Origin of the sequence: Acidithiobacillus albertensis (genome assembly GCF_001931655.1) — a bacterium.
In the GTDB taxonomy this organism is placed as follows: domain Bacteria; phylum Pseudomonadota; class Gammaproteobacteria; order Acidithiobacillales; family Acidithiobacillaceae; genus Acidithiobacillus; species Acidithiobacillus thiooxidans.
Window position 1 is genome coordinate 1,911,759 of the sequence record NZ_MOAD01000001.1, and the last position, 19,478, is coordinate 1,931,236.

General features: G+C 56.1%; 20 protein-coding genes. 5 read left to right on the forward strand and 15 right to left on the reverse strand.

All coding sequences use genetic code 11. From position 1 onward, the window contains the following. Nucleotides 1-37: 37 nt before the first annotated feature. The 13 genes from BLW97_RS09945 to BLW97_RS10005 form a co-directional block, all read right to left on the reverse strand. A complete protein-coding gene (locus BLW97_RS09945) occupies nucleotides 38-1,255 on the reverse strand; it encodes an O-succinylhomoserine sulfhydrylase (protein ID WP_024894243.1) in 1,218 nt (405 codons plus the stop codon). Next, nucleotides 1,252-2,697 carry an amidophosphoribosyltransferase gene (gene purF / locus BLW97_RS09950; protein WP_077218355.1) on the reverse strand — a complete coding sequence of 482 codons (1,446 nt, stop codon included), beginning with the start codon at nucleotides 2,695-2,697 and terminating at the stop codon, nucleotides 1,252-1,254. Before purF ends, BLW97_RS09945 begins: the two co-directional genes overlap by 4 nt. Continuing rightward, the gene (locus tag BLW97_RS09955) at nucleotides 2,687-3,205 is read right to left on the reverse strand and encodes a CvpA family protein (RefSeq protein WP_035218281.1); all 519 of its coding nucleotides are present in this window, start codon (nucleotides 3,203-3,205) and stop codon (nucleotides 2,687-2,689) included. The genes purF and BLW97_RS09955 overlap by 11 nt, the downstream gene beginning before the upstream one ends. Continuing rightward, complete coding sequence (locus BLW97_RS09960) at nucleotides 3,181-4,473, reverse strand: bifunctional folylpolyglutamate synthase/dihydrofolate synthase (RefSeq protein ID WP_207650587.1); 1,293 nt, start codon at nucleotides 4,471-4,473, stop codon at nucleotides 3,181-3,183. Before BLW97_RS09960 ends, BLW97_RS09955 begins: the two co-directional genes overlap by 25 nt. Before the next feature lie 9 nt (nucleotides 4,474-4,482). Continuing rightward, nucleotides 4,483-5,367: an acetyl-CoA carboxylase, carboxyltransferase subunit beta gene (accD, locus tag BLW97_RS09965; protein ID WP_010642084.1), complete on the reverse strand. Its 885-nt coding sequence runs from the start codon at nucleotides 5,365-5,367 to the stop codon at nucleotides 4,483-4,485. After that, nucleotides 5,364-6,179 (reverse strand): tryptophan synthase subunit alpha, encoded by an 816-nt coding sequence (gene trpA / locus BLW97_RS09970; RefSeq protein ID WP_075323049.1) that lies wholly within the window; start codon nucleotides 6,177-6,179, stop codon nucleotides 5,364-5,366. Before trpA ends, accD begins: the two co-directional genes overlap by 4 nt. Continuing rightward, nucleotides 6,176-7,375 carry a tryptophan synthase subunit beta gene (gene trpB, locus BLW97_RS09975; protein ID WP_075323050.1) on the reverse strand — a complete coding sequence of 400 codons (1,200 nt, stop codon included), beginning with the start codon at nucleotides 7,373-7,375 and terminating at the stop codon, nucleotides 6,176-6,178. The genes trpA and trpB overlap by 4 nt, the downstream gene beginning before the upstream one ends. Before the next feature lie 9 nt (nucleotides 7,376-7,384). Then, nucleotides 7,385-7,996 carry a phosphoribosylanthranilate isomerase gene (locus BLW97_RS09980; protein ID WP_029316400.1) on the reverse strand — a complete coding sequence of 204 codons (612 nt, stop codon included), beginning with the start codon at nucleotides 7,994-7,996 and terminating at the stop codon, nucleotides 7,385-7,387. Nucleotides 7,997-8,067: 71 nt separating this feature from the next. Then, nucleotides 8,068-8,895, reverse strand: coding sequence for a tRNA pseudouridine(38-40) synthase TruA (gene truA / locus BLW97_RS09985; protein ID WP_207650588.1), 828 nt, complete (start codon nucleotides 8,893-8,895; stop codon nucleotides 8,068-8,070). Between the two features lies 1 nt (nucleotide 8,896). Further along, entirely contained in the window at nucleotides 8,897-11,263 is a 2,367-nt protein-coding gene (locus BLW97_RS09990) for a motility hub landmark protein FimV (protein WP_075323051.1), read from the reverse strand. A 66-nt stretch (nucleotides 11,264-11,329) separates the two neighbouring features. Next, nucleotides 11,330-12,352 carry an aspartate-semialdehyde dehydrogenase gene (locus BLW97_RS09995; protein WP_075323052.1) on the reverse strand — a complete coding sequence of 341 codons (1,023 nt, stop codon included), beginning with the start codon at nucleotides 12,350-12,352 and terminating at the stop codon, nucleotides 11,330-11,332. A 13-nt stretch (nucleotides 12,353-12,365) separates the two neighbouring features. Continuing rightward, nucleotides 12,366-13,436 (reverse strand): 3-isopropylmalate dehydrogenase, encoded by a 1,071-nt coding sequence (leuB, locus tag BLW97_RS10000; protein WP_024894252.1) that lies wholly within the window; start codon nucleotides 13,434-13,436, stop codon nucleotides 12,366-12,368. Continuing rightward, nucleotides 13,433-13,990, reverse strand: a complete 558-nt coding sequence (locus tag BLW97_RS10005) for a hypothetical protein (RefSeq protein ID WP_075323053.1) — start codon at nucleotides 13,988-13,990, stop codon at nucleotides 13,433-13,435. Before BLW97_RS10005 ends, leuB begins: the two co-directional genes overlap by 4 nt. Nucleotides 13,991-14,068: 78 nt before the next feature. Between BLW97_RS10005 and mobA the strand changes: the two genes are divergently transcribed. Genes mobA through moeA form a run of 3 tightly spaced genes read left to right on the forward strand, consistent with a single transcriptional unit; the run spans nucleotide 14,069 to nucleotide 16,389 of the window. Continuing rightward, the gene (gene mobA, locus BLW97_RS10010; RefSeq protein ID WP_075323054.1) at nucleotides 14,069-14,659 is read left to right on the forward strand and encodes a molybdenum cofactor guanylyltransferase MobA; all 591 of its coding nucleotides are present in this window, start codon (nucleotides 14,069-14,071) and stop codon (nucleotides 14,657-14,659) included. Next, a complete protein-coding gene (gene mobB, locus BLW97_RS10015; RefSeq protein ID WP_010642104.1) occupies nucleotides 14,656-15,150 on the forward strand; it encodes a molybdopterin-guanine dinucleotide biosynthesis protein B in 495 nt (164 codons plus the stop codon). Before mobA ends, mobB begins: the two co-directional genes overlap by 4 nt. Beyond that, nucleotides 15,151-16,389 (forward strand): molybdopterin molybdotransferase MoeA, encoded by a 1,239-nt coding sequence (gene moeA / locus BLW97_RS10020; protein ID WP_075323055.1) that lies wholly within the window; start codon nucleotides 15,151-15,153, stop codon nucleotides 16,387-16,389. It abuts the gene before it with no gap. Between the two features lie 20 nt (nucleotides 16,390-16,409). On the opposite strand, the gene BLW97_RS10025 is transcribed toward moeA, so the two are convergent. Beyond that, nucleotides 16,410-17,045, reverse strand: a complete 636-nt coding sequence (locus tag BLW97_RS10025; protein WP_010642108.1) for a phospholipase D family nuclease — start codon at nucleotides 17,043-17,045, stop codon at nucleotides 16,410-16,412. A 137-nt stretch (nucleotides 17,046-17,182) separates the two neighbouring features. Between BLW97_RS10025 and BLW97_RS10030 the strand changes: the two genes are divergently transcribed. Both BLW97_RS10030 and BLW97_RS10035 read left to right on the forward strand, forming a co-directional pair. Continuing rightward, entirely contained in the window at nucleotides 17,183-17,923 is a 741-nt protein-coding gene (locus BLW97_RS10030; RefSeq protein WP_075323056.1) for a HugZ family pyridoxamine 5'-phosphate oxidase, read from the forward strand. Beyond that, complete coding sequence (locus tag BLW97_RS10035; protein WP_075323057.1) at nucleotides 17,920-18,573, forward strand: thiopurine S-methyltransferase; 654 nt, start codon at nucleotides 17,920-17,922, stop codon at nucleotides 18,571-18,573. Before BLW97_RS10030 ends, BLW97_RS10035 begins: the two co-directional genes overlap by 4 nt. Before the next feature lie 15 nt (nucleotides 18,574-18,588). Here BLW97_RS10035 and BLW97_RS10040 read toward each other — a convergent pair. Next, nucleotides 18,589-19,478, reverse strand: an 890-nt coding sequence (locus BLW97_RS10040) for a LysR substrate-binding domain-containing protein (RefSeq protein WP_075323058.1), incomplete at its 5' end; no start/stop codon positions are given.

The following is a 19,478-nucleotide window of genomic DNA, read 5'->3' on the forward strand; positions in this document are numbered from 1 at the left end:
AGGGAAACAACTCTCTGTAAACACAGCATAGCGCAAATCAGACAGCGCTATTTGCGGCTGCAAAACCTCGTAGCAAATCATCCCGTAGATCATCTACATGTTCCAGACCGACACTGATGCGCAGCAAACCATCGCCAACGCCGGCAGCAGCCCGGGCTTCAGGACTGACCCGGCTATGGGTTGTGCTGGCCGGGTGGGTGATGGTGGTTTTGGCATCCCCCAGATTGGCGGTCAGGGAAAGCAGACGCAGGCCATTGACGAAAGCCCAGGCTGCTGCCTGCCCACCTTTCAGATCAAAGGAGAGGATGGCACCTGGACGCTTTTGTTGCTGCGCGGCCAGGGCATATTGCGGATGCGTTTTCAGGCCTGGGAAATACACCTGTTCCACTTCCGGACGGTTGTCCAGCCACTCGGCCATTTGCTGGGCGTTCTGACAATGCTTTTCCATGCGCAAAGCCAGCGTTTCCAGCCCTTTAAGCTGCACCCAGGCATTAAACGGACTCAGGCTGGGGCCAGCTGTGCGCACAAAATTGCGGGGCCCATTATTCAACAGGGCGTTACTGCCGCACACGGCACCACCCAGAGTCCGGCCCTGCCCGTCCAGATATTTGGTGGCAGAATGTAACACCAGATCGGCCCCAAACCGGAGGGGTTGCTGAAGTATCGGCGTACAGAAACAATTATCTACTACCAGCCAGGCGTCGTGTTGATGCGCCAGATCGGCCAAAGCCGCCATATCGCCAATCTCCGTCAGGGGATTGGAAGGGGTTTCCAGAAACAGCAAGCGGGTTTCCGGACGAATGGCGGCTTTCCAGGCCTCTAAATCCGCCAGGGGCACAAAGGTGGTTTCCACCCCGAAACGTCCGAGAATGCTGCTGAGAAACTGTACCGTCGTCCCGAAAATGGAACGCGATGCGACAATATGATCGCCGGCCTTCAATAACCCCATGAAGGCCGTCATGCAGGCGGCCATCCCTGAAGCGGTCGCCACACAAGCCTCAGCACCCTCCAGGGCTGCCAGACGCTCTTCAAAAGTGCGCACCGTCGGATTGGTAAAACGCGCGTAAATATTTCCCGGGACTCGCCCGGCGAAACGCTCGGCCGCTTCTTCAGCGGAGTCGAATACAAAACTGGAAGTCGGGAAAATGGCTTCGCTATGTTCCTGTTCCTGGGTTCGATGAATGCCCGAACGAATAGCGAGGGTTTCCGGACGCAATTGCGCAGTCCAAGCCGCATCCTGATTTTCTGAACTCATTTCACCTCCTTGAGCAGGTGCAACTGACGGGAGCCATGTCCTTCAGGGGTAGGCAACGGATAGTCGTCACTGAAACAGGCATCACAAAATCCCTGAGTGCGCGCACCTACCGCTTCGTAGAGGGCGTCCAGACTGATATAGCCCAAACTGTCCGCCCCGATGATTTTCCGCACTTCCTCAATACTATGCTGGGCAGCAATCAATTGGGAGCGGTCTGGAGTATCAATACCGTAATAACAGGGCCCCGTCGTTGGTGGTGAACTGACCAGAAAATGCACTTCACGGGCCCCGGCAGCGCGCACCAGGTTGACAATTTTGGCGCTGGTGGTGCCGCGCACAATCGAGTCATCCACCAGAATGACGCGTTTACCACGGAGAATATTGGGTTGGGCATTGAGCTTGACCTTGACGCCAAAATCGCGGCCACGCTGGGCGGGCTGAATAAAGGTGCGGCCGACATAATGATTACGGATCAGGCCCAGTTCAAAGGGGAGACCGGAAGCTTCTGCATAACCCATGGCCGCAGCAACACCAGAGTCCGGCACGGGCACCACCAAATCAGCCTCGCGCGGGTGCAGATGGGCAAGGGCCCTGCCAATCTGCTTACGCGCCGAATACACATGGGTGCCATCCAGAACGCTATCGGGGCGCGCAAAATAAATGTATTCAAACACACACATTCTGCGTTCGACGGGGGCAAAAGGCCTGCGGCTTTCGATGCCCTCCTTGGAAATAATGATGAGTTCGCCAGGCTCAATATCCCGGACAAATTCAGCACCCATCAAATCTAGGGCGCAGGTTTCGGAAGCCAGCACAAACCCCCCGGAATCAATCAGACGACCGAGAACCAGGGGACGAAAACCCATGGGGTCGCGCACGCCGATCAGGCGGGTTTCGGTCAGACAGACCAGGGAATAGGCACCCGAAACCTGTTTCAGTGCAGCAGCGAGACGTGTTCCCGGGTCATCTCCGGGTACTCGCGCCAGCAGGTGGACGATGACTTCCGTGTCCATATCCGTATGGAAAATGGCGCCTTCCTGTTCCAGGCGAAGACGTAATTCATCGGCATTGACCAGATTACCATTATGCCCGACGGCAAAAGCACCGTGCCGGTAATTGATAAAAATCGGCTGAGTATTCCTGAGCACAGAACCGCCCGCCGTGGAATAACGCACATGGCCAATGGCCTGCTCGCCGGGCAGCTGGCTGATCTGTTCCAGACCAAACACATCCGCCACCCGTCCCATACCGCGCTGGACAAATAACTTGCCCTGATCTTCCGAAACAATACCGGCAGATTCCTGACCACGATGTTGCAGGGCGTAAAGCCCCAGATAAGTCAGATTGGCGGCTTCCGGATGCCCAAAAACGCCGATCACTCCACATTCATCATGGAAATGATCATCTTCTATCAATTGTTCTTCCCAACGTTCAGTGTGCAATTTTCTGCGACTCCAAATAGGACACGGCTGGCGCCGTCAACGATTGTGACCAGTGTTTTATGGGCTCCTGCGCCAGCCAGGAGTTTTTCCACCAGGACTCATGGGACAAATCCGAAGATTGTACCAATGTGACCAGAATGGCGATCAGCACCAAGCCCCGCAGGAATCCGAAAAAAGTGCCCAGAAACCGGTCGGTGGCTCCAAAGCCAATGCCGTATAATAACTTACGCACCACAAAAGCGCACAGGGTTCCAACTACCAGACAGGCAAAAAACAGGATAAAAGAGGCTAAGGGTACTCGCCATCCGACAGGAATATCATGGGATAACTGGGGCGCCAGCCAGCTCCCCCCCCAGGTCCAGGCTACATAAAATCCACCAACCCAGGCCGCCAGTGAAAAAAATTCGCGAACCATGCCCCGAAACAGTCCCCACAGGGCGGATAATACGACCAGTCCGACAACGACAATATCCAGCCAGTAATTCACGCGCTGGTACCTTCCAGCCATTGCCGGGGCAACTGCTTGACCAGATGAAATGACCCAAGGCAGACAATGCTGTCATCGGCAGTCAAAACGGCACCCAGTGCATCAAGAGCGGTTTGCATGTTTTCCTCAATGTGCACATGAGCAGCGCCCATTTCCCACAAACATTTCTGCAGACTGGCAGCACTGGCGGCACGTGGCGTATCGGTTATTTCCAGAACATGCCAGACTTCTACACGCCTGAGCAAGTTTTTCAGTGTTCCTGCAACGTCTTTATCGGCGAGCATGGCGACTACGGTATGGCAGCGCCCGCCCTGCCCCTCCAGCAGCATTGCCAATTGTGCCACTGCCTGAGGATTGTGAGCTACATCGACAATCAGACGCGGACCGTTTTCTCCCCAAGGCCGTAACATCTGTGCCCTGCCCGGCAAATCTGGCCGGATTGACCAATGGCTCAATGCCGCATCGGAAACGGGTAATTTGTTTTGCAAAAACCAGACGGCGGCCAGGGCGAGGGCCAGGTTCTGCCATTGCGCAGCAGCGGGCCAGAGCGGTTCCGGTATTGCCAGGGTCTGGCCAAATCCCCACCAACGGCGGGCCTGCGCATCAAAGTCGAAATCACGACCGAGCAATTGTAACGGCACCTGATGTTGCGCTGCTGTTTCCAGCACGGATGCGCAGGGATTTGCGGCATCCCCGTAGAGAGCTGGCACATCGGGCCGAAAAATTCCGGATTTTTCCCGACCGATGGACAGTCGATCCGGGCCCAGCCAGTCCTGATGATCCAGATCTACTGTAGTCAGCACGCTGCAGTCCGGATCAAAAGCGTTGACAGCGTCCAGTCGCCCACCCAGTCCGACCTCCAGTATGGCCAGATCCACCTGCGCCGCACAGAGAATTTTCACTGCAGCCAGGGTCGTGATTTCAAAAAAGGTCAGGGCAATGTTTCCAGTCACTGCCGCAATGTCATCCAGGGCAGCTTCCCAGTCAGATGTCGGCGCAGATATGCCATTCAGCCGCAGGCGTTCGTTAAACGACCAGATATGTGGACTGGTATAGGCGGCAACCCGGTAACCGGCCTGTCGATAAAAAGTCTCCAGACAAGCCACCGTAGAACCCTTGCCATTGGTACCGGCCACGGTAATGACCGGCATCGGCAAACGCGCAGGCAAATCCAGCAAAGCCATGGCCGTCCGCATGCGCTCCAGACCCAGGACAATCCGTTCCGGCGGGCCGGCCATGCGAATCACCTGATCACTGAGGGCATCCGTCGACGCCCTGTTCTGCGGCACAATCAGCTCCTAAGGTTTGCTGCTGGACTGGGTCAGCATTCCCAGTATTTCACCGATCACCGTACGCAACTGGCGGCGATCCACAATCTGATCAATAGCCCCGTGTTCCAGCAAATACTCCGAACGCTGAAACCCCACCGGCAGCTTTTCGCGGATCGTCTGCTCGATGACGCGTGGACCCGCAAAGCCAATGAGGGCCTTGGGCTCGGCAATCAGCACGTCGCCCAGCGTCGCGAGGCTGGCAGAAACTCCACCCATAGTGGGGTCCGTCAGCACCGAAATAAAAGGAAGTCCGGCCTTGGCCAGGCGTTCAACGGCTGCCGAGGTTTTGGCCATCTGCATCAGTGACAGCAGACCTTCCTGCATCCGGGCACCCCCACTGGCTGAAAAACAGACCAATGGACAGCGATCTACCAGGGCGGTTTCTGCGGCCCGGGCAAAACGGGCGCCGACCACCGAACCCATGCTCCCCCCCATGAATTCAAAAGCAAAAGCGGCAGCAACTACCGGACGCCCATGCAGCAGGCCGCGCATGACTACCAAAGCATCTTTTTCACCGGTCTTGGTCTGGGCTTCCTGCAAACGCTCCTTGTAGCGCTTCTGATCTTTGAAACGCAGGGGATCAACGGGGACATATTCCTTGGCAATTTCCAGGCGCGGTTCTGCATCCAGGAAAAAATCCAGACGCTGCCGGGCCGTAATGCGCTGATGATGACCACAATTGGGACAGACAAACAGGTTTTCTTCCAGCTCGGTACGATACAAAACCGTTTGGCAGGTGGGGCACTTGGACCAAAGCCCTTCGGGTACCGTGCGCTTGTTTTCCGCCGCTTGCGGCTCTGGATTAGGGTTTTTCTTGATTTTGGGGGGTAATACCCGGTCAAACCAGCTCATTGAACACTCCGGGGTTTTTGTACGGCACCCGCCAACGCTTGAATAAAGTTTTTGGCTACCTGGACGGCTGCCTGATCAGTGCTGCAATCGGCCAGTTGTTCCACCAGGGCACTGCCTACCACTACGGCATCCGCACCTTGGGCAACACGGGTCACTGTCTCGGCATCACGAATTCCAAAGCCGATGGCTACTGGCAAAGCCAATTCCCGGCGCAATTCACCAACCCGTTTGAGGACCTCGGGCCAGTCGGACTGCGCCGCTCCGGTAATGCCTCGCAAGGAGACATAGTAAACAAAACCGCTACCCAGTTCGCGGACCGTCTGCACCCGCGCCGCGCCACTGGTGGGAGCCAGCAGAAAAATGGGGTCCACGCCACGGGCCTTGAGCAGGGCGGATTCCTCGCGGCCCTCTTCGGGGGTGAGATCGACAATGATAACCCCATCCACGCCAGCCTCTGCCGCAAGCTCCGCAAAGGTGGCCATACCCATGGCTTCCAGCGGATTCAGATAACCCATGAGGATGACCGGTGTCTGTTGATTGCTGCGCCGGAATTCGCGGACCCATTCCAGTACCATCCGCAACTTGACGCCACGCCCGAGGGCGCGCTCACTGGCCCGCTGAATACTGGGTCCATCTGCCATGGGATCGGAAAAGGGCATGCCCAGCTCAATTGCATCCGCTCCGGATTCTACCAGGGCATGCATGAGGGGCACAGTTGCCGTCAGGGAAGGATCGCCGGCGGTGATAAAAGGGATAAGTGCCGCTCGATTTTTCTGCTGCAACAACGCGAACATTGCTGTCAACCGACTCATAAATGAATACCCTCCAGAGCCGCGACTGTGTGAATATCCTTGTCACCCCGGCCCGATAAATTGACGATAATGGTCTGATCTGACCGCATGCCGGGCGCGATGGCAAAGGCATGGGCCAGGGCATGAGAGGTCTCCAGGGCCGGAATGATGCCTTCCGTGCGGCACAGTTCGTGAAAGGCCTGCAAGGCTTCCTGATCAGTCGCTGCCACATATTCAGCACGACCAATGTCTTTGAGGTAGGCGTGCTCCGGTCCTACTCCCGGATAATCCAGGCCGGCCGAGATCGAGTGGGTGGGCAGAATCTGTCCGTCTTCATCTTCCATGAGATAAGTGCGATTACCATGCAACACCCCCGGACGTCCCGTGGTCAGTGGCGCAGCATGCTGGCCGGTACTCAGGCCCAGCCCCCCCGCCTCCACACCGATCAGACGCACCGACCGATCATTGATGAAGGGGTAAAACAGGCCGATGGCATTACTGCCGCCGCCCACACAGGCTACGCACACGTCCGGCAAACGTCCGGTCAGCTCCAGACACTGCGCCCGCGCTTCATCACCAATAACGCGATGGAAATCCCGGACCATGGCAGGGTAAGGATGGGGGCCTGCTACGGTACCAATAACATAAAACGTATTATCCACATGGGTGACCCAGTCCCGCAGTGCTTCATTGAGGGCATCTTTCAGCGTGCGGGTGCCACTGGTTACGGCCGTCACCTGGGCACCCAGCAAACGCATTCGGAAAACATTGCTGGATTGTCGCTGAATATCTTCTTCACCCATATACACCAGACATTCCATACCGTAACGGGTGGCTACCGTCGCAGTAGCCACGCCATGTTGCCCGGCTCCCGTTTCCGCAATGACCCGCTTCTTGCCCATGCGCCGGGCCAATAATGCCTGTCCCACGGCATTATTGATTTTATGAGCGCCCGTATGATTCAGGTCTTCCCGTTTCAGATAAATCTGGGCACCACCCAGCCTGCGGGAGATGCGCTCGGCGTGATACAGAGGGTTGGGACGCCCGACAAACTGCCGCAACTCACTGTGTAATTCTGCGCGAAACTCGGGATCAGCCTGAGCTTCCTGATAAGCCTGGTTTAATTCATCCAGTGCCGGAATCAGCGTCTCCGCCACAAAACGCCCGCCATAAGGTCCATAATGTCCCGTTGCATCCGGAAGTTCATAGTTGTCCATATTCTCTCCTCAAAACCCTTGCAGTTGGGCCATAAACTGCACCATTTTGTCATGATCCTTGATACCCGGCGACTGCTCTACGCCACTGCTGACATCCACCGCATAAGGGCAAGCCACGCGGATGGCTTCCTGCACATTGTCGGCACGCAAACCACCCGCCAGAATCAGAGGTTTGCCCAAGTCCGGCAGTTTCCACCAGACAAAGCTCTGTCCGGAACCACCCCAGTGTCCAGCTACCGCACAATCCAGCAACAAGCCCTGAGCGTCAAAATAATCATCGACCGGGCGGCGCAAGTCTTCTTCTCCCGAGACACGCAAGGCTTTCAGATAGGGACGGCCAAAACGCCGACAGAAATCAGGCGTTTCATCTCCATGAAACTGGAGAGTATCCAATGGACAATCATCCAGAATCCTTTCTATGCCAGCCGGATCAGCATTAACAAAAAGTCCGACCGAACTCACAAAAGGGGGTAATGCCTGAAGTATCTCCCGAGCCTGGGAAACTGATACCGCACGCGGGCTTTTTTCATAAAACACTAGGCCAATGGCATCTGCGCCAACTCGTGCCGCCGCTAGAGCATCACCCACATGCGTTATGCCACATATTTTCGCCCGTATCATCAGCGCATTCTAACACTGCCATCGGGATAAACCCACATCCACAGCTATTACTGATGCTGGATGGCAGGCCTTCAAGTACCCGTCAGAAAACCGGGATCCACTGCATCGACGGGCAAAGCGAATTCATCCGGATAGCGCGGTGCAACAAAATAGAGGCCTCCAGGCGGGGCGGTGACTCCGGCCTGACAACGATCCCGGCTGGCAAGGACCTCTGCCGCCCATTGTGGAGACTGATCACCACGACCAATGGCAATCAAAACACCGGCCAGATTACGCACCATATGGTGCAAAAATCCATTGGCTTCGGCATCAATACTAATCAGGTCACCACGCTGGCTGACCGTCAGGCGATGTAAACTGCGGACGGGACTATTGGCCTGACACGATGAAGCCCGAAAAGCAGAAAAATCATGGGTACCCAGTAGCAAATCCGCCGCCACCTGCATGGGTTCAATGGCTAGCGGGCTGTACACCCAGGCGGTGTGATGGCGCCATAACGCCGATTTTTCCCGGCGATTTAAAATCACGTAGCGATAGCGTCTGGCCGTTGCCGAAAATCGGGCATGAAAATGCGCCGATACCGGCTGCGCCCAGCGCACTGCCACGCCATCTGGAAGGTAAGTATTGGTGGCCCGCAGCCAGGATTCTGCAGAACGCTGCACGGGTGCATCAAAATGGACCACCTGGCACAGCGCGTGCACGCCCGTATCGGTCCGCCCTGCCACAGTGACCCGAATAGCCGTCCCGGCCAGACGACTGAGGGCTTCCTCCAGAGACTGCTGCACGCTGGCCTGACCCAACTGACGCTGCCAGCCACAAAAACCGTTGCCATCATATTCAACGCCCAAGGCCCAGCGTATGCCGGGCCTTGGGGTATCTGCCAGAACGTCAGGGGACAAATTACAAGTCTTCGAGCATTTTCTGGGCTTCTTCGCGCTGAGCACTACTCCCTTCCTTGCTCACCTCTTCGAGAAGGTCGCGCGCCGATTCACTGTCTCCCATTTCGACATAGGCTTTGGCCAGATCCAGCTTGGTCCCGACTGCATCCCAGTCTTCGGCTGCAGGACTCGTCTCCTCAACAATGGCCGGCTTGGGCATTTCGCGAAGCGCTTCAGGCTCGGGATCGGGTTCCCTGGCAGGAACAGCCGGAGCTCGCTCTTCTTCAAAAGGTGACAGCCCGAAAGAGAATGGCAGCGTATCTTCCGCACTCGGGGCTTCGGCCTTGGGCGCCTCGGGAGTCGGGATGGGCTCATGACTTGCAGATTCCCCCTCGCCAGTCACTTGTTCAGCATGAAAATGTTCTGCATCCATCAACCGGAATTGTTCATCAATATCCTGCAACAAGCGGTCTTTTTCATCGGCAGGAAAGGATTCGTCCGCAGCAGACGCAACCTGCCCATGGGAAAAATCAAAATCCAGCATATCGTCTGCATCATGTCCAGTGGCCGGAGCTTCTTGCACTTTATCAGCAGGCGTTTCTACGGGAGCCTGCTTGACCATTACGTCCGCCTCGCGTTCATCCTCCGAAGCAAACAAGGCATTCCCCGGAAACAGGCGGGACCCCTGAGCAGCCACTTCCTGCCAGGCGGCGTTGTGGGGACCAAAGCGGCCACGCATCCGTTCTGCCAAATCCAGATAATCTGCTCGACGATCCAGAGTGGCATACATATCCAGAAGCTTGACATAAAGCTCCTTGCGTCTGGGATTCTCATCCAGCGCTTCATTCATTACCGTAATGGCCTGTTCGGATTTACCATAAGTCAGGTAGAGATCCGCCTGTTCGATGGGATCAATTTCCATCACATCGTCATGATCTTCGCCTTGCGTTTGCACTGGAGCCAGTTCAGTAACCGGCACAATCTCCTCCACCGCCGCCTCTTTGGAGGCAGGAGTCGGAGTCGGTGCTGGCGTGGAAACGGCTGGAGGAGTTATTGCCGGTTCCGCTGCCGCACTATATGCGGCAGCCGGTGCCGATGCCGGTGCCGGTGCAACAACCGGGGGCTCGGCAACCGGTTTCGATTTGCTACTGTTCAGTGTGGAAAGACGTTGAGAAACCTCACGCTGACGTCTTTCCGATTCTTTCTGACGGCGCAGCATCCATATAAAGAGGATGAGCAGCAGCAGATTGCCTCCCAGAGAAATCAATAGTGGGATGTTGTTGAATAGACTACTATTGGCACTATTGCGCGAGAGCGTAGCTAACTGGACGCCCTGATTGGCCAGTAAACGCTCTTCTGCGCTCAAACGCTGTCCAAGGCCCGTTACTTCACTTTTCAGCTTCTGATTTTCCGTCTGCAGGGCCAGGGTGTCCACTGCCAGAGGCGAACTAGTGGCAGATGCCGTCTCAGCACTGGCAGCTACTGCATTGGCTGGCGCACTGGACAGCACCAGATGCGTAGCACTTTCGGTGGGACTTGTGGAAGCTTTTTGTGGTTGGGTTGTGGAAGTGGAAGTCGCAGCCCGTGAGGTTTGAGTGGCAGGAAGGGACGCCACACTTCCCGCTTGACTTTGGGTTGACAACCAGGCTGTAGCCTGAGCCGGAGTCATGGCCTGCACCTGATTCACAGTGGGCAAATTCAGCATGCTTCCCGCATACAAATAGGTCGGGTTGGCATTTTTGAAGGCCTGTGGATTGGCCTTGACGACTGCCGACATGACCTGATCCAGAGTAACTGCATTACTGTTAGTGATAGACTGCGCTATATCATACAGAGAGCTGTTTACCGGAACAGGGCCATAACGGTTTACCCGCGACCAACCATGGTACAGTCTAGCGGGTGCGGGAGGCTGCGCCACAGATTCGGTCGCTGGCACACTCGCTGGCGAAATTGCCGACGGGGCAACGGGTGCCGGGCTGGATACCAGGGGCATCGCTGCAGCGGCATTCGCAACACTCGCCGAGTATTCCCGGACTAACTGCCCCCCCGACCAGTTGAGCTGTACCAAAAACTGTAAATTTGGCTGACTCACGGGTAGAGGACTGGAAATCAGAATGGCGGGTTGACTCCCACGCCGCACCGTAAATTGCCAATGCTCAAGGGTCGGAGCCTGTGGCAGATTGATCATGGCAAACGCGCTGTTAGGAGCCAGGCTGGCATTAAGACTGGATGCAGTCTGAGGGGTTACTGATTGGATGGGTATTTCGGCACGAAAGGGTTCTCCGGGGGCAGACAAGACCTGCAGGGATCCCAACCCCAGTGCCTGAGCCAGGCCTGGCAAGAGTAAGCCCATTCCGGCCATGGCCCACAACCAATTCTTTCTCTCCATTGTTATTTCCTCATTTTTCTGTAACGCAAGCGTATTGCAATGGGCCACTTTCAACCCGCAGTGTTCCTATAAATAGTCGCGAATCAACAACTCTGCAATCTGCACACTATTCAATGCCGCGCCCTTGCGAATATTATCGGACACCACCCAGAAATTAATGCCCTTCTCATGGGAACAATCCCCGCGAATGCGCCCCACATAAGTGGTGTCCTGGCCTGCTGCATCCAGAGCCGATGGCCATAAATTCTTCTCCTGATTATCCACCACTGTCACGCCCGGTGCTTTTTCCAGCAAGGCCCGCACGGCCTCCGGGGTAATCGGGTCACGGGTCACCACGTTGACCGCCTCGGAATGGCCGTAAAATACGGGCACCCGCACGCAGGTTGCCGTCAGCGCGATGTCAGGAAGCTCCAGAATTTTTCGGGTTTCCCAGAGCATTTTCATTTCTTCCTTGGTGTATCCATTATCCTGAAACACATCAATCTGAGGCAGACAATTGAAGGAAATCCGCTTGGGGAAAACATCGCAGACAGCCTCTTCGTGGCGGAACAGGGCCATCGTCTGCTGTCCCAATTCTTCAATGGCGCGCTTACCCGCCCCGCTGACCGCCTGATAGGTGGCCACGACCACGCGCTCAATACCCACGGCATCGGCAATGGGTTTCAAAGCCAGCAACATCTGGATAGTGGAACAATTAGGATTGGCAATAATGCCCCGATTCACATGATCGGCAATACGCTGGGGATTGACCTCCGGGACCACCAGGGGAATATCGTCGTCATAACGGTACTGGGAGGTATTATCAATGACGACGCAGCCCGCCTCCGCCGCCAAGGGCGCGAATTGGGCACTGACTTTGGCCCCGGCGGAAAACAAGCCGATATCCACCTGGGACCAGTCAAAACTGGCCGCATCCTGCACCAGAACCTGCTTACCCCGAAACGGCAGCCGCCCCCCTGCAGAGCGACTACTGGACAACAGGTAAAGCTGATCAACGGGAAACTTGCGCTGCTCGAGGATTTGCAGCATGACTTCGCCGACGGCCCCCGTTGCCCCCAGTACCGCCACGTTGTAATGCGTTTTTTTCATGCTTCGTTCATCCTCAGAGTTGCAATGCCTTGACCACGGCTTGGCCCATGGCACGGGTTCCGACTACGGCCTCACCGGCTGCGGCAATATCGGCCGTCCGCAGTCCTTCATCCAGCACTTTCTGAACCGCCGTTTCCACCCGTTGTGCCCATGCTTCGTTGCCCAGAGAATGACGCAACATCATGGCCACAGACAAAATCGTGGCGAGCGGATTGGCTTTATCCTGCCCGGCAATATCCGGAGCAGAGCCATGAATGGGTTCATACATGCCCCGCCCTTCGCCCAGGGAAGCCGAAGGCAACATACCGATGGAGCCGGTCAGTTGGCTCGCTTCATCCGACAGAATGTCACCGAACATATTGCCTGTGAGCAGCACATCAAACTGGGAAGGGGCACGAATCAGCTGCATCGCTGCATTGTCCACATACATGTGGGTTAAGTGGACATCGGGATACTCCGCTGCCAATTCAGTCACCACTTCGCGCCAGAGACGAGTGGTTTCGAGCACATTGGCCTTGTCCACCGAACATAATTGTTTACGGCGACCCTGTGCTGCCTTGAAGGCAACGTGGGCAATGCGCCGGATTTCGTCCTCATCATACACCATGGTGTTGTAGGCACGACGCTTGCCGTCCACCAGCTCCACAGCTCTGGGCTGACCAAAGTAAATATCGCCCGTCAGCTCGCGCACCACCAGAATATCCACATCCCGCACCAGCTCCGGACGCAGTGGCGATGCACTCAATAACTGCGGGAAAATTTGTGCTGGACGCAAATTTGCAAACAAATCCAGATTCTTGCGCAGGCGCAGCAAACCCTGCTCAGGACGCTTGGCCGGCGGCAGACCATCCCAGCGCGGGCCACCGACAGCACCCAGAATGACCGCATCGGCCGCCATGGCCAATTGCAGGGAAGCTTCAGGCAAGGGGTCATCGGTCGCATCCAGGGCGGCACCACCGACCAATCCATCGGTACATTGCAAATTCAGGCCTGCAGCCTGGTCCACGGCATCCAGCACCAGTCGGGCCGCGTCCACAATTTCGGGTCCAATCCCGTCACCCGGGAAAATTGCTATTTTTTTCATGCCAGATCCTTTTTCATAACAATACGAATAATAAAGGGGTTTTCTGTTCCCGGATGCGGATTCTCGGGAATATGGGTAAAAGGGTAAGTACCAACACCCAAATCATAGGGATTGGCCTCGGCAATGGCGCATACCCGGGCATCGGCCCCGGCAGGGTCACGGAGGGTAAATTGCAGCCCGGCGACGTCCTCGCGCTTGCGGGCTGCATCAATATACATGCGGCGGGTAATTTCACTGTGCAACACCTTGAAAAATTGCACGACGGTTTCCAGCTCTATGCCGAAACGGGACTGCAGGGCAGCACTTTCTTCCAGACGCCGGGCACTGGCCCGGGGCAAATCGCGCAAAAAATCACCATTACGCGCCGTGTTCAGCAGTAATTGCCGCAACTCGGCATTTTCCGGGAGCTTTGCGAAGCCATTGTAATGGAGCACAAACAGTGCTTCGGGCAGCGGCAATTCTGCGACGCGCTCCTGATTGGGAATACCAGCATCCACCACCACACCACGGGGGGGAGCAGTCGGCCCTGACTTGCCCCGCAACCAATCCCACATACCTGCTCCGGGTTTTACTTGCCTGAGAATTGTGGAAGGATAGCATAGGCTTTTATGACAGGGCAGCAGCTAAATAGCATGGACCACCGGCAAACTGTTTCCTCATCGGCTCTTCCACCGCTCCCGATCACCGGATTGATTCTTGCCGGAGGGGCTGGCCGGCGCATGGGCGGGGTGGATAAAGGCTGGGTCCTTTGGCGCAATGCTCCTCTGATTACCCATGCCATCCAGATCCTGCAGGCAGACAGTGCAGAAATTCTGATCAGTGCCAATCGTCAGCTCGAAGATTATCGGGCCTTAGGCTACCCCGTTATTTCTGACTCCTGCGCCACTTTTGAGGGTCCACTTATGGGCCTGAGTGCCGGACTGGCCGCTGCCGGTCAGGATTGGGTGGTCAGTATTCCCGTGGACAGTCCGCTCCTCCCCCACGATCTGTTGCGGCAGATGTGGCAGGTAAAAATGGACAAGGATCTGGTCGTGGTGCGCAGCGACCAGCGCTGGCATGCGGTACTCGTCTTATGTCATCGCCGTCTTTTACCCCACCTGCAAGCTTATCTGGATCAAGGCGGACGGCGGGTTCAGGACTGGTTTCGTGATCTGGATTACGCCACCCTGCATCTGGATGAAGCCGTTCTGCACAATTGTAACTTGCCCGAGGATCTGTCATGAAAGCGTTGGGTGTTATAGGATATAGCGGTAGCGGAAAAACCACCCTGCTCTGTGCCTTGATCCCCCTGCTTCGCGCAGCGGATTTACGCATCGCCATGGTCAAATCCACGCATCATGACGTGGACTGGGATACCCCCGGAAAAGACAGTTATCGCCTGCGTGAGGCCGGTGCCGAAACGGTCATGCTTCAAGGCCCAAAGCGCTGGTTCACTACCTGTCCGGCGCCGGAACAGGTCACTCTGGAAAGCATTGTTGCCAGCTTGCCTGCGCCTGCAGATTTGCTGTTGATTGAGGGGAACAAGGCTTTGCCCATTCCGAAAATAGAGGTACACCGCCCGGCGCTGCAAAAACCTTTGCTGGCCGCAGAAGATCACCGGATTATTGCCGTAGCCAGCGATGCGACCTTACTCACACACTGCGCGGTACTGGACCTCAATGCCCCTGAAAGCATTGCGCAATTTATTCACCACTGGATACACGAGGAACCCTGAATGGCTCACTGCTGTAGTGATAATGAACATGACCCCATGGCCAAAAGTGTTGAGGAAGCGCGCGCTGCCATTCTTGCCAGCAGCCCGGCCCTGACAGATACCGAAGTTCTGCACCTCAGTGCTGCACTGGGACGGGTTCTCGCTGAAGACATACGCGCACCGCAAGCGGTCCCCGCCTGGCCGAACTCGGCGATGGATGGTTACGCCCTGCGCAGCAGTGACGGCGAAAAGCCCCGACAGCTCATTGGGCATTGTTTTGCCGGACATCCCTTCACGGGTGTAGTCGGGCCTGGTGAGTGCGTGCGCATCATGACCGGTGCCGTCATGCCAGAGGGTGCAGACAGCGTCCTGATTCAGGAACAGGCAGAAATTCAGAATAAAACCATCCTTCCCCGGCAGCACCCGGCACCCGGCGCCAATATTCGTCAGGCTGGCGAAGATCTGCAGCCCGGCGTCGAGGCCCTCCCTGCCGGCACACTGCTCCGACCCGCCCAACTGGCCCTGCTCGCCAGTCTGGGCATTGCCGAGGTCAAGGTTTTTCGACGTCTGCGTGTGGCCTTTTTTTCAACGGGTGATGAACTGCGTCCGCTGGGTAGCACCCTGGAGGCAGGGCAGATTTACGACAGTAACCGGTACGCCCTGCAAGGGATGCTCCAACGTCTCGGTTGTGAAATTCTCGACCTTGGACGGATCCTGGATAACCCGGAGCATCTGGAAAAAACTCTGCAACAAGCCGCAGGCATGGCTGATTTAGTGATCAGCACCGGCGGCGTGTCGGTAGGTGATGCGGATTACATTGCCGAACTGCTGGGACGCATCGGCAGCATCAATTTCTGGAAAATGAACATGAAGCCCGGTCGCCCGCTGGCCTTTGGCCAACTGGGAGAGGCTACTTTTTTTGGGTTACCCGGCAATCCGGTTTCCACCATGGTGACTTTCTATCAGTTCGTGCAGCCCTGCATCCTCAAACGTATGGGGAAAAGCGCCCCCTGGACGCCCACCGTTCTCAAAATACCGCTGGCACATTCCCTCAAGAAAAAACCGGGGCGCACCGACTTTCAGCGCGGCGTGCTGATTTCTGGGGAAAACGGTCTGCAGGTGGCGGGGGTCGGTCAACAGGCTTCGCACATCATGAGTGGACTGGCCCATGCGGATTGCCTGATTATTCTGGCCGCCGAAGCCGAGGGTGCTCCAGCCGGAAGCATGGTGGATGTGCAATTGCTGGAGGGGCTGGTCTGAATTGCTCGTAACAGCTGCCGTCAGTCCAGACCATGACGCGGCTGGTAGCGGGTGGAATGGCTGAGATGAAAGCGGAAATTCTCGGCGTAAAGCTTTTGTAGTGCGGGATTTCCCCGAAAAATCAGTAGATTTTCGGCATTCGCCTGTTCTGCCGCTTTGCTGAAGTTGAAACTGCCGGTGATGAGGGTGTCTGCATCAATGACCATCACCTTGTTGTGGGCAATAGCATGCTGATCGTCAATAAATACGGGCACGCCCTGATTGGCAAAAAAGTCCGCCACGGAATATTTCTGGGTACGCTGGCTTTTGTCCAGCACCACCTGAACATCCAGCCCCCGACGTGCCGCCTGCAAAACCGCCTTGGCAATAGGGGCGCTGGTAAAACTGTAGGCCTGCACCCAGACCCGCTGGCGGGCGCCGTCCACGGCGCGGACGATGGCGGCTGTTGCCCCTCCCGGCGGAGAAAAAGCCACTTCGATGCTCCCCTGCGCCGGAACAGTGACTGGCGATTGCGGCATGGTTGCTGTCGCCATGGACCACTGTTCCTTGCCCCAATGCTGGACTTGTTGCCACAGCGAAGCTTCTGCCGAAGCCGGCAATGGATTCAGAAAAAAAGGCAACAAAAGGTATAGCAGGGACTTTTTCATCAAGGTCATGGGATTTACGCTCATCCGGTTTTTGGGTGAAGATAATGTGAATGAAGGCATTCGCCAAGTGGCAAATCATCGACAGATAAATAATCACTCTTTAGACTGCAGAGGTTGGGCTGAATGCCCCCAGTCTGGATAATCTCATGACACCTATTGACCAGGGAGTTGCCATTGGCGCAGAAGCCAGGCGATTCGTACGCAGCTACCATAATGGATCGCTCTGCACACTCTCCAAAAAACTGGAAGGCTATCCTTTTGCCTCGGTCAGTCCTTTTGTGCTTGACGCCGCAGGCAATCCAGTCATTCTCATCTCCAATCTGGCCGAACACACCAAAAATATTGATGCCGATCCCCGGGTGAGCCTGCTGGTTTATCCCTGCGCAGACGATGCGCAAGCCGTGGGCCGGGTGACTTTAACAGGGCGCGCTGCCCGCTTGCCCGACAAAAATGGTTTTGGAGAACGCTATCTGCGCTATTTACCCCAGGCACAGGATTACTTCGCTGCCCATGATTTTTATTTCTATCGGATTCAGGTCGAAAACATTCGCTATATTGGCGGTTTCGGCAAAATCCACTGGGTGCGACCTGAACATTATGCACCTCCACCCACAGCGGCACTGCTAGAAGCTGAAGCAGGGATTCTTGCCCATATGAATGCTGATCATCGCGACAATATGCGCGATTATTGTCGTCATCTGTGCGCTTGCGAAGCTGTTGATGTAGAAATGGTGGGCATTGACTACGATGGTTTTGATTTACGTGCTGATGGCAAGCTGCTGCGCTTTGATTTTCCTGAGCCCATTACCGGCCCGCAGGAAGCCCGGACAGCACTGGTCGCCATGGCCCGGCAGTGCCGGGAAGCGCAAGAACAGGAAACCATATGAATCAGGCGTATTGGCAGCAACGCTGGCAGGAACATCGCATCGGCTTCCACCGTCCGGATGTTCACCCACGACTCCCCGCCTTTTGGGATCGTCTGCAAGTCGCTCAAGGGGGTACAGTTTTCGTCCCGCTGTGTGGCAAGAGCCTGGACCTGCTGTGGCTGGTCGAGCAAGGCTATCGGGTGCGCGGCGTCGAACTCAGCCCTATTGCTGTCCAGGAGTTTTTTCAGGAACACCATCTGCATCCGCAAGTGGACAGCGTGGGTGCCTTTCAACGCTGGCAGGCGGGTCCTGTCGAAATCTTTTGCGGAGACTTTTTCGACCTCACCGGTGCAGAATTGAAGGATATTACCGCCGTGTATGATCGGGCCGCACTCATCGCCCTTCCCCCGGAATTGCGCCGCGCCTACACCGAAAAATTACGGGATATTCTTCCCCATCGGCCACCGATCCTGCTCATCACCCTGGATTATCCCCAGGAAACCCGGCAAGGCCCACCCTTTGCCGTGCCCGAGGCCGAAGTCTGCGCACTCTACCAGCCCTCTTGGGCCGTACAGCACCTGTCTTCCATCGACTTGCGTGAGGAAGGATCCACGGATACCAATCGCTTTGAGGAGCTGGTATTTGTGCTCCGTCGTGGTGTCGATTCGTAATCTACCGGTGACCAGTTATGAGTGAATTTCAGCGTCTGGATTGATCACATATCGGCCTATCAACGGAAGTCCTACCGTAGCGGTTTCCAGAAACTCCAAAAAAGCGCGTATGGTGTGAGACTGATAAGCTGGCTGTGGTCTGGCCATATATAAAGTCCACTGGATGCCATGCGGTGCAGGCAGACGCCGCGCCTGTACACGCCAATCTTTTCGGCATAGTAAGGCGGCGGCTGTCACAAAACCGATGCCCAGCCCGGCATCCACAGCGGCACCGACCGCCTCAACACCTGTCACCTCAATGGACTGTCTGGGGTTCAACCCGGCATCCCGAAAAACTTTTTCGACGGAGCGGCGGATTCCCGAACCCGATTCGCGCCAGATCAGAGGGTAGGCCATCAGATCTTCCAGATTCAGAACATCGCGTTGCAACAACGCGTGTCCTTCCGGAAATATCGTCATGATTTCATCATCCAGCCAGGGTGTTACGGCGTAATAGGAAGGCAAACCTTCCAGATCCAGACCACCTTCCAGAAAGAATAAATCCCAGTCAGACAAAGCAATGCTTTCCCAGTCAATAACCCCTCCGCGCAACTGGATTTCCACATCAGGAAATTGCTGCTGAAAAGCAACCAGGCGTTCCGGTAAAAAATAGTTGGCCACGGTATTGGTAGCCGCGATGCGTAAAACCCCGCTTTGCAGGCGTTGGCGACGTAAAATCATATCCTCGAACTCGTCGATGACTTCACGCATACGTTGGGCGGTAGTCAGTAGCGCCTCACCGGCGGGGGTCAGTTGAATACCGCGACCATGACGCATAGTCAAAGGTTCTCCGACCATCTGGCTCAATTTCTGCAGTCTTTCCGTGACGGCCGGCTGGCTGCGATGGAGTATCCGCGCTGCTGCAC

Bases quoted from the DNA above. Each gene is read 5' to 3' on its own strand.
- BLW97_RS09945 (WP_024894243.1), bottom strand. From the start codon at position 1,255: ATGAGTTCAGAAAATCAGGATGCGGCTTGGACTGCGCAATTGCGTCCG.
- BLW97_RS09955 (WP_035218281.1), bottom strand. From the start codon at position 3,205: ATGGCTGGAAGGTACCAGCGCGTGAATTACTGGCTGGATATTGTCGTT.
- accD (WP_010642084.1), bottom strand. From the start codon at position 5,367: ATGAGCTGGTTTGACCGGGTATTACCCCCCAAAATCAAGAAAAACCCT.
- trpA (WP_075323049.1), bottom strand. From the start codon at position 6,179: ATGAGTCGGTTGACAGCAATGTTCGCGTTGTTGCAGCAGAAAAATCGA.
- trpB (WP_075323050.1), bottom strand. From the start codon at position 7,375: ATGGACAACTATGAACTTCCGGATGCAACGGGACATTATGGACCTTAT.
- BLW97_RS09980 (WP_029316400.1), bottom strand. From the start codon at position 7,996: ATGATACGGGCGAAAATATGTGGCATAACGCATGTGGGTGATGCTCTA.
- BLW97_RS09990 (WP_075323051.1), bottom strand. From the start codon at position 11,263: ATGGAGAGAAAGAATTGGTTGTGGGCCATGGCCGGAATGGGCTTACTC.
- BLW97_RS09995 (WP_075323052.1), bottom strand. From the start codon at position 12,352: ATGAAAAAAACGCATTACAACGTGGCGGTACTGGGGGCAACGGGGGCC.
- leuB (WP_024894252.1), bottom strand. From the start codon at position 13,436: ATGAAAAAAATAGCAATTTTCCCGGGTGACGGGATTGGACCCGAAATT.
- BLW97_RS10005 (WP_075323053.1), bottom strand. From the start codon at position 13,990: ATGTGGGATTGGTTGCGGGGCAAGTCAGGGCCGACTGCTCCCCCCCGT.
- mobA (WP_075323054.1), top strand. From the start codon at position 14,069: ATGGACCACCGGCAAACTGTTTCCTCATCGGCTCTTCCACCGCTCCCG.
- mobB (WP_010642104.1), top strand. From the start codon at position 14,656: ATGAAAGCGTTGGGTGTTATAGGATATAGCGGTAGCGGAAAAACCACC.
- moeA (WP_075323055.1), top strand. From the start codon at position 15,151: ATGGCTCACTGCTGTAGTGATAATGAACATGACCCCATGGCCAAAAGT.
- BLW97_RS10025 (WP_010642108.1), bottom strand. From the start codon at position 17,045: ATGACCTTGATGAAAAAGTCCCTGCTATACCTTTTGTTGCCTTTTTTT.
- BLW97_RS10030 (WP_075323056.1), top strand. From the start codon at position 17,183: ATGACACCTATTGACCAGGGAGTTGCCATTGGCGCAGAAGCCAGGCGA.
- BLW97_RS10035 (WP_075323057.1), top strand. From the start codon at position 17,920: ATGAATCAGGCGTATTGGCAGCAACGCTGGCAGGAACATCGCATCGGC.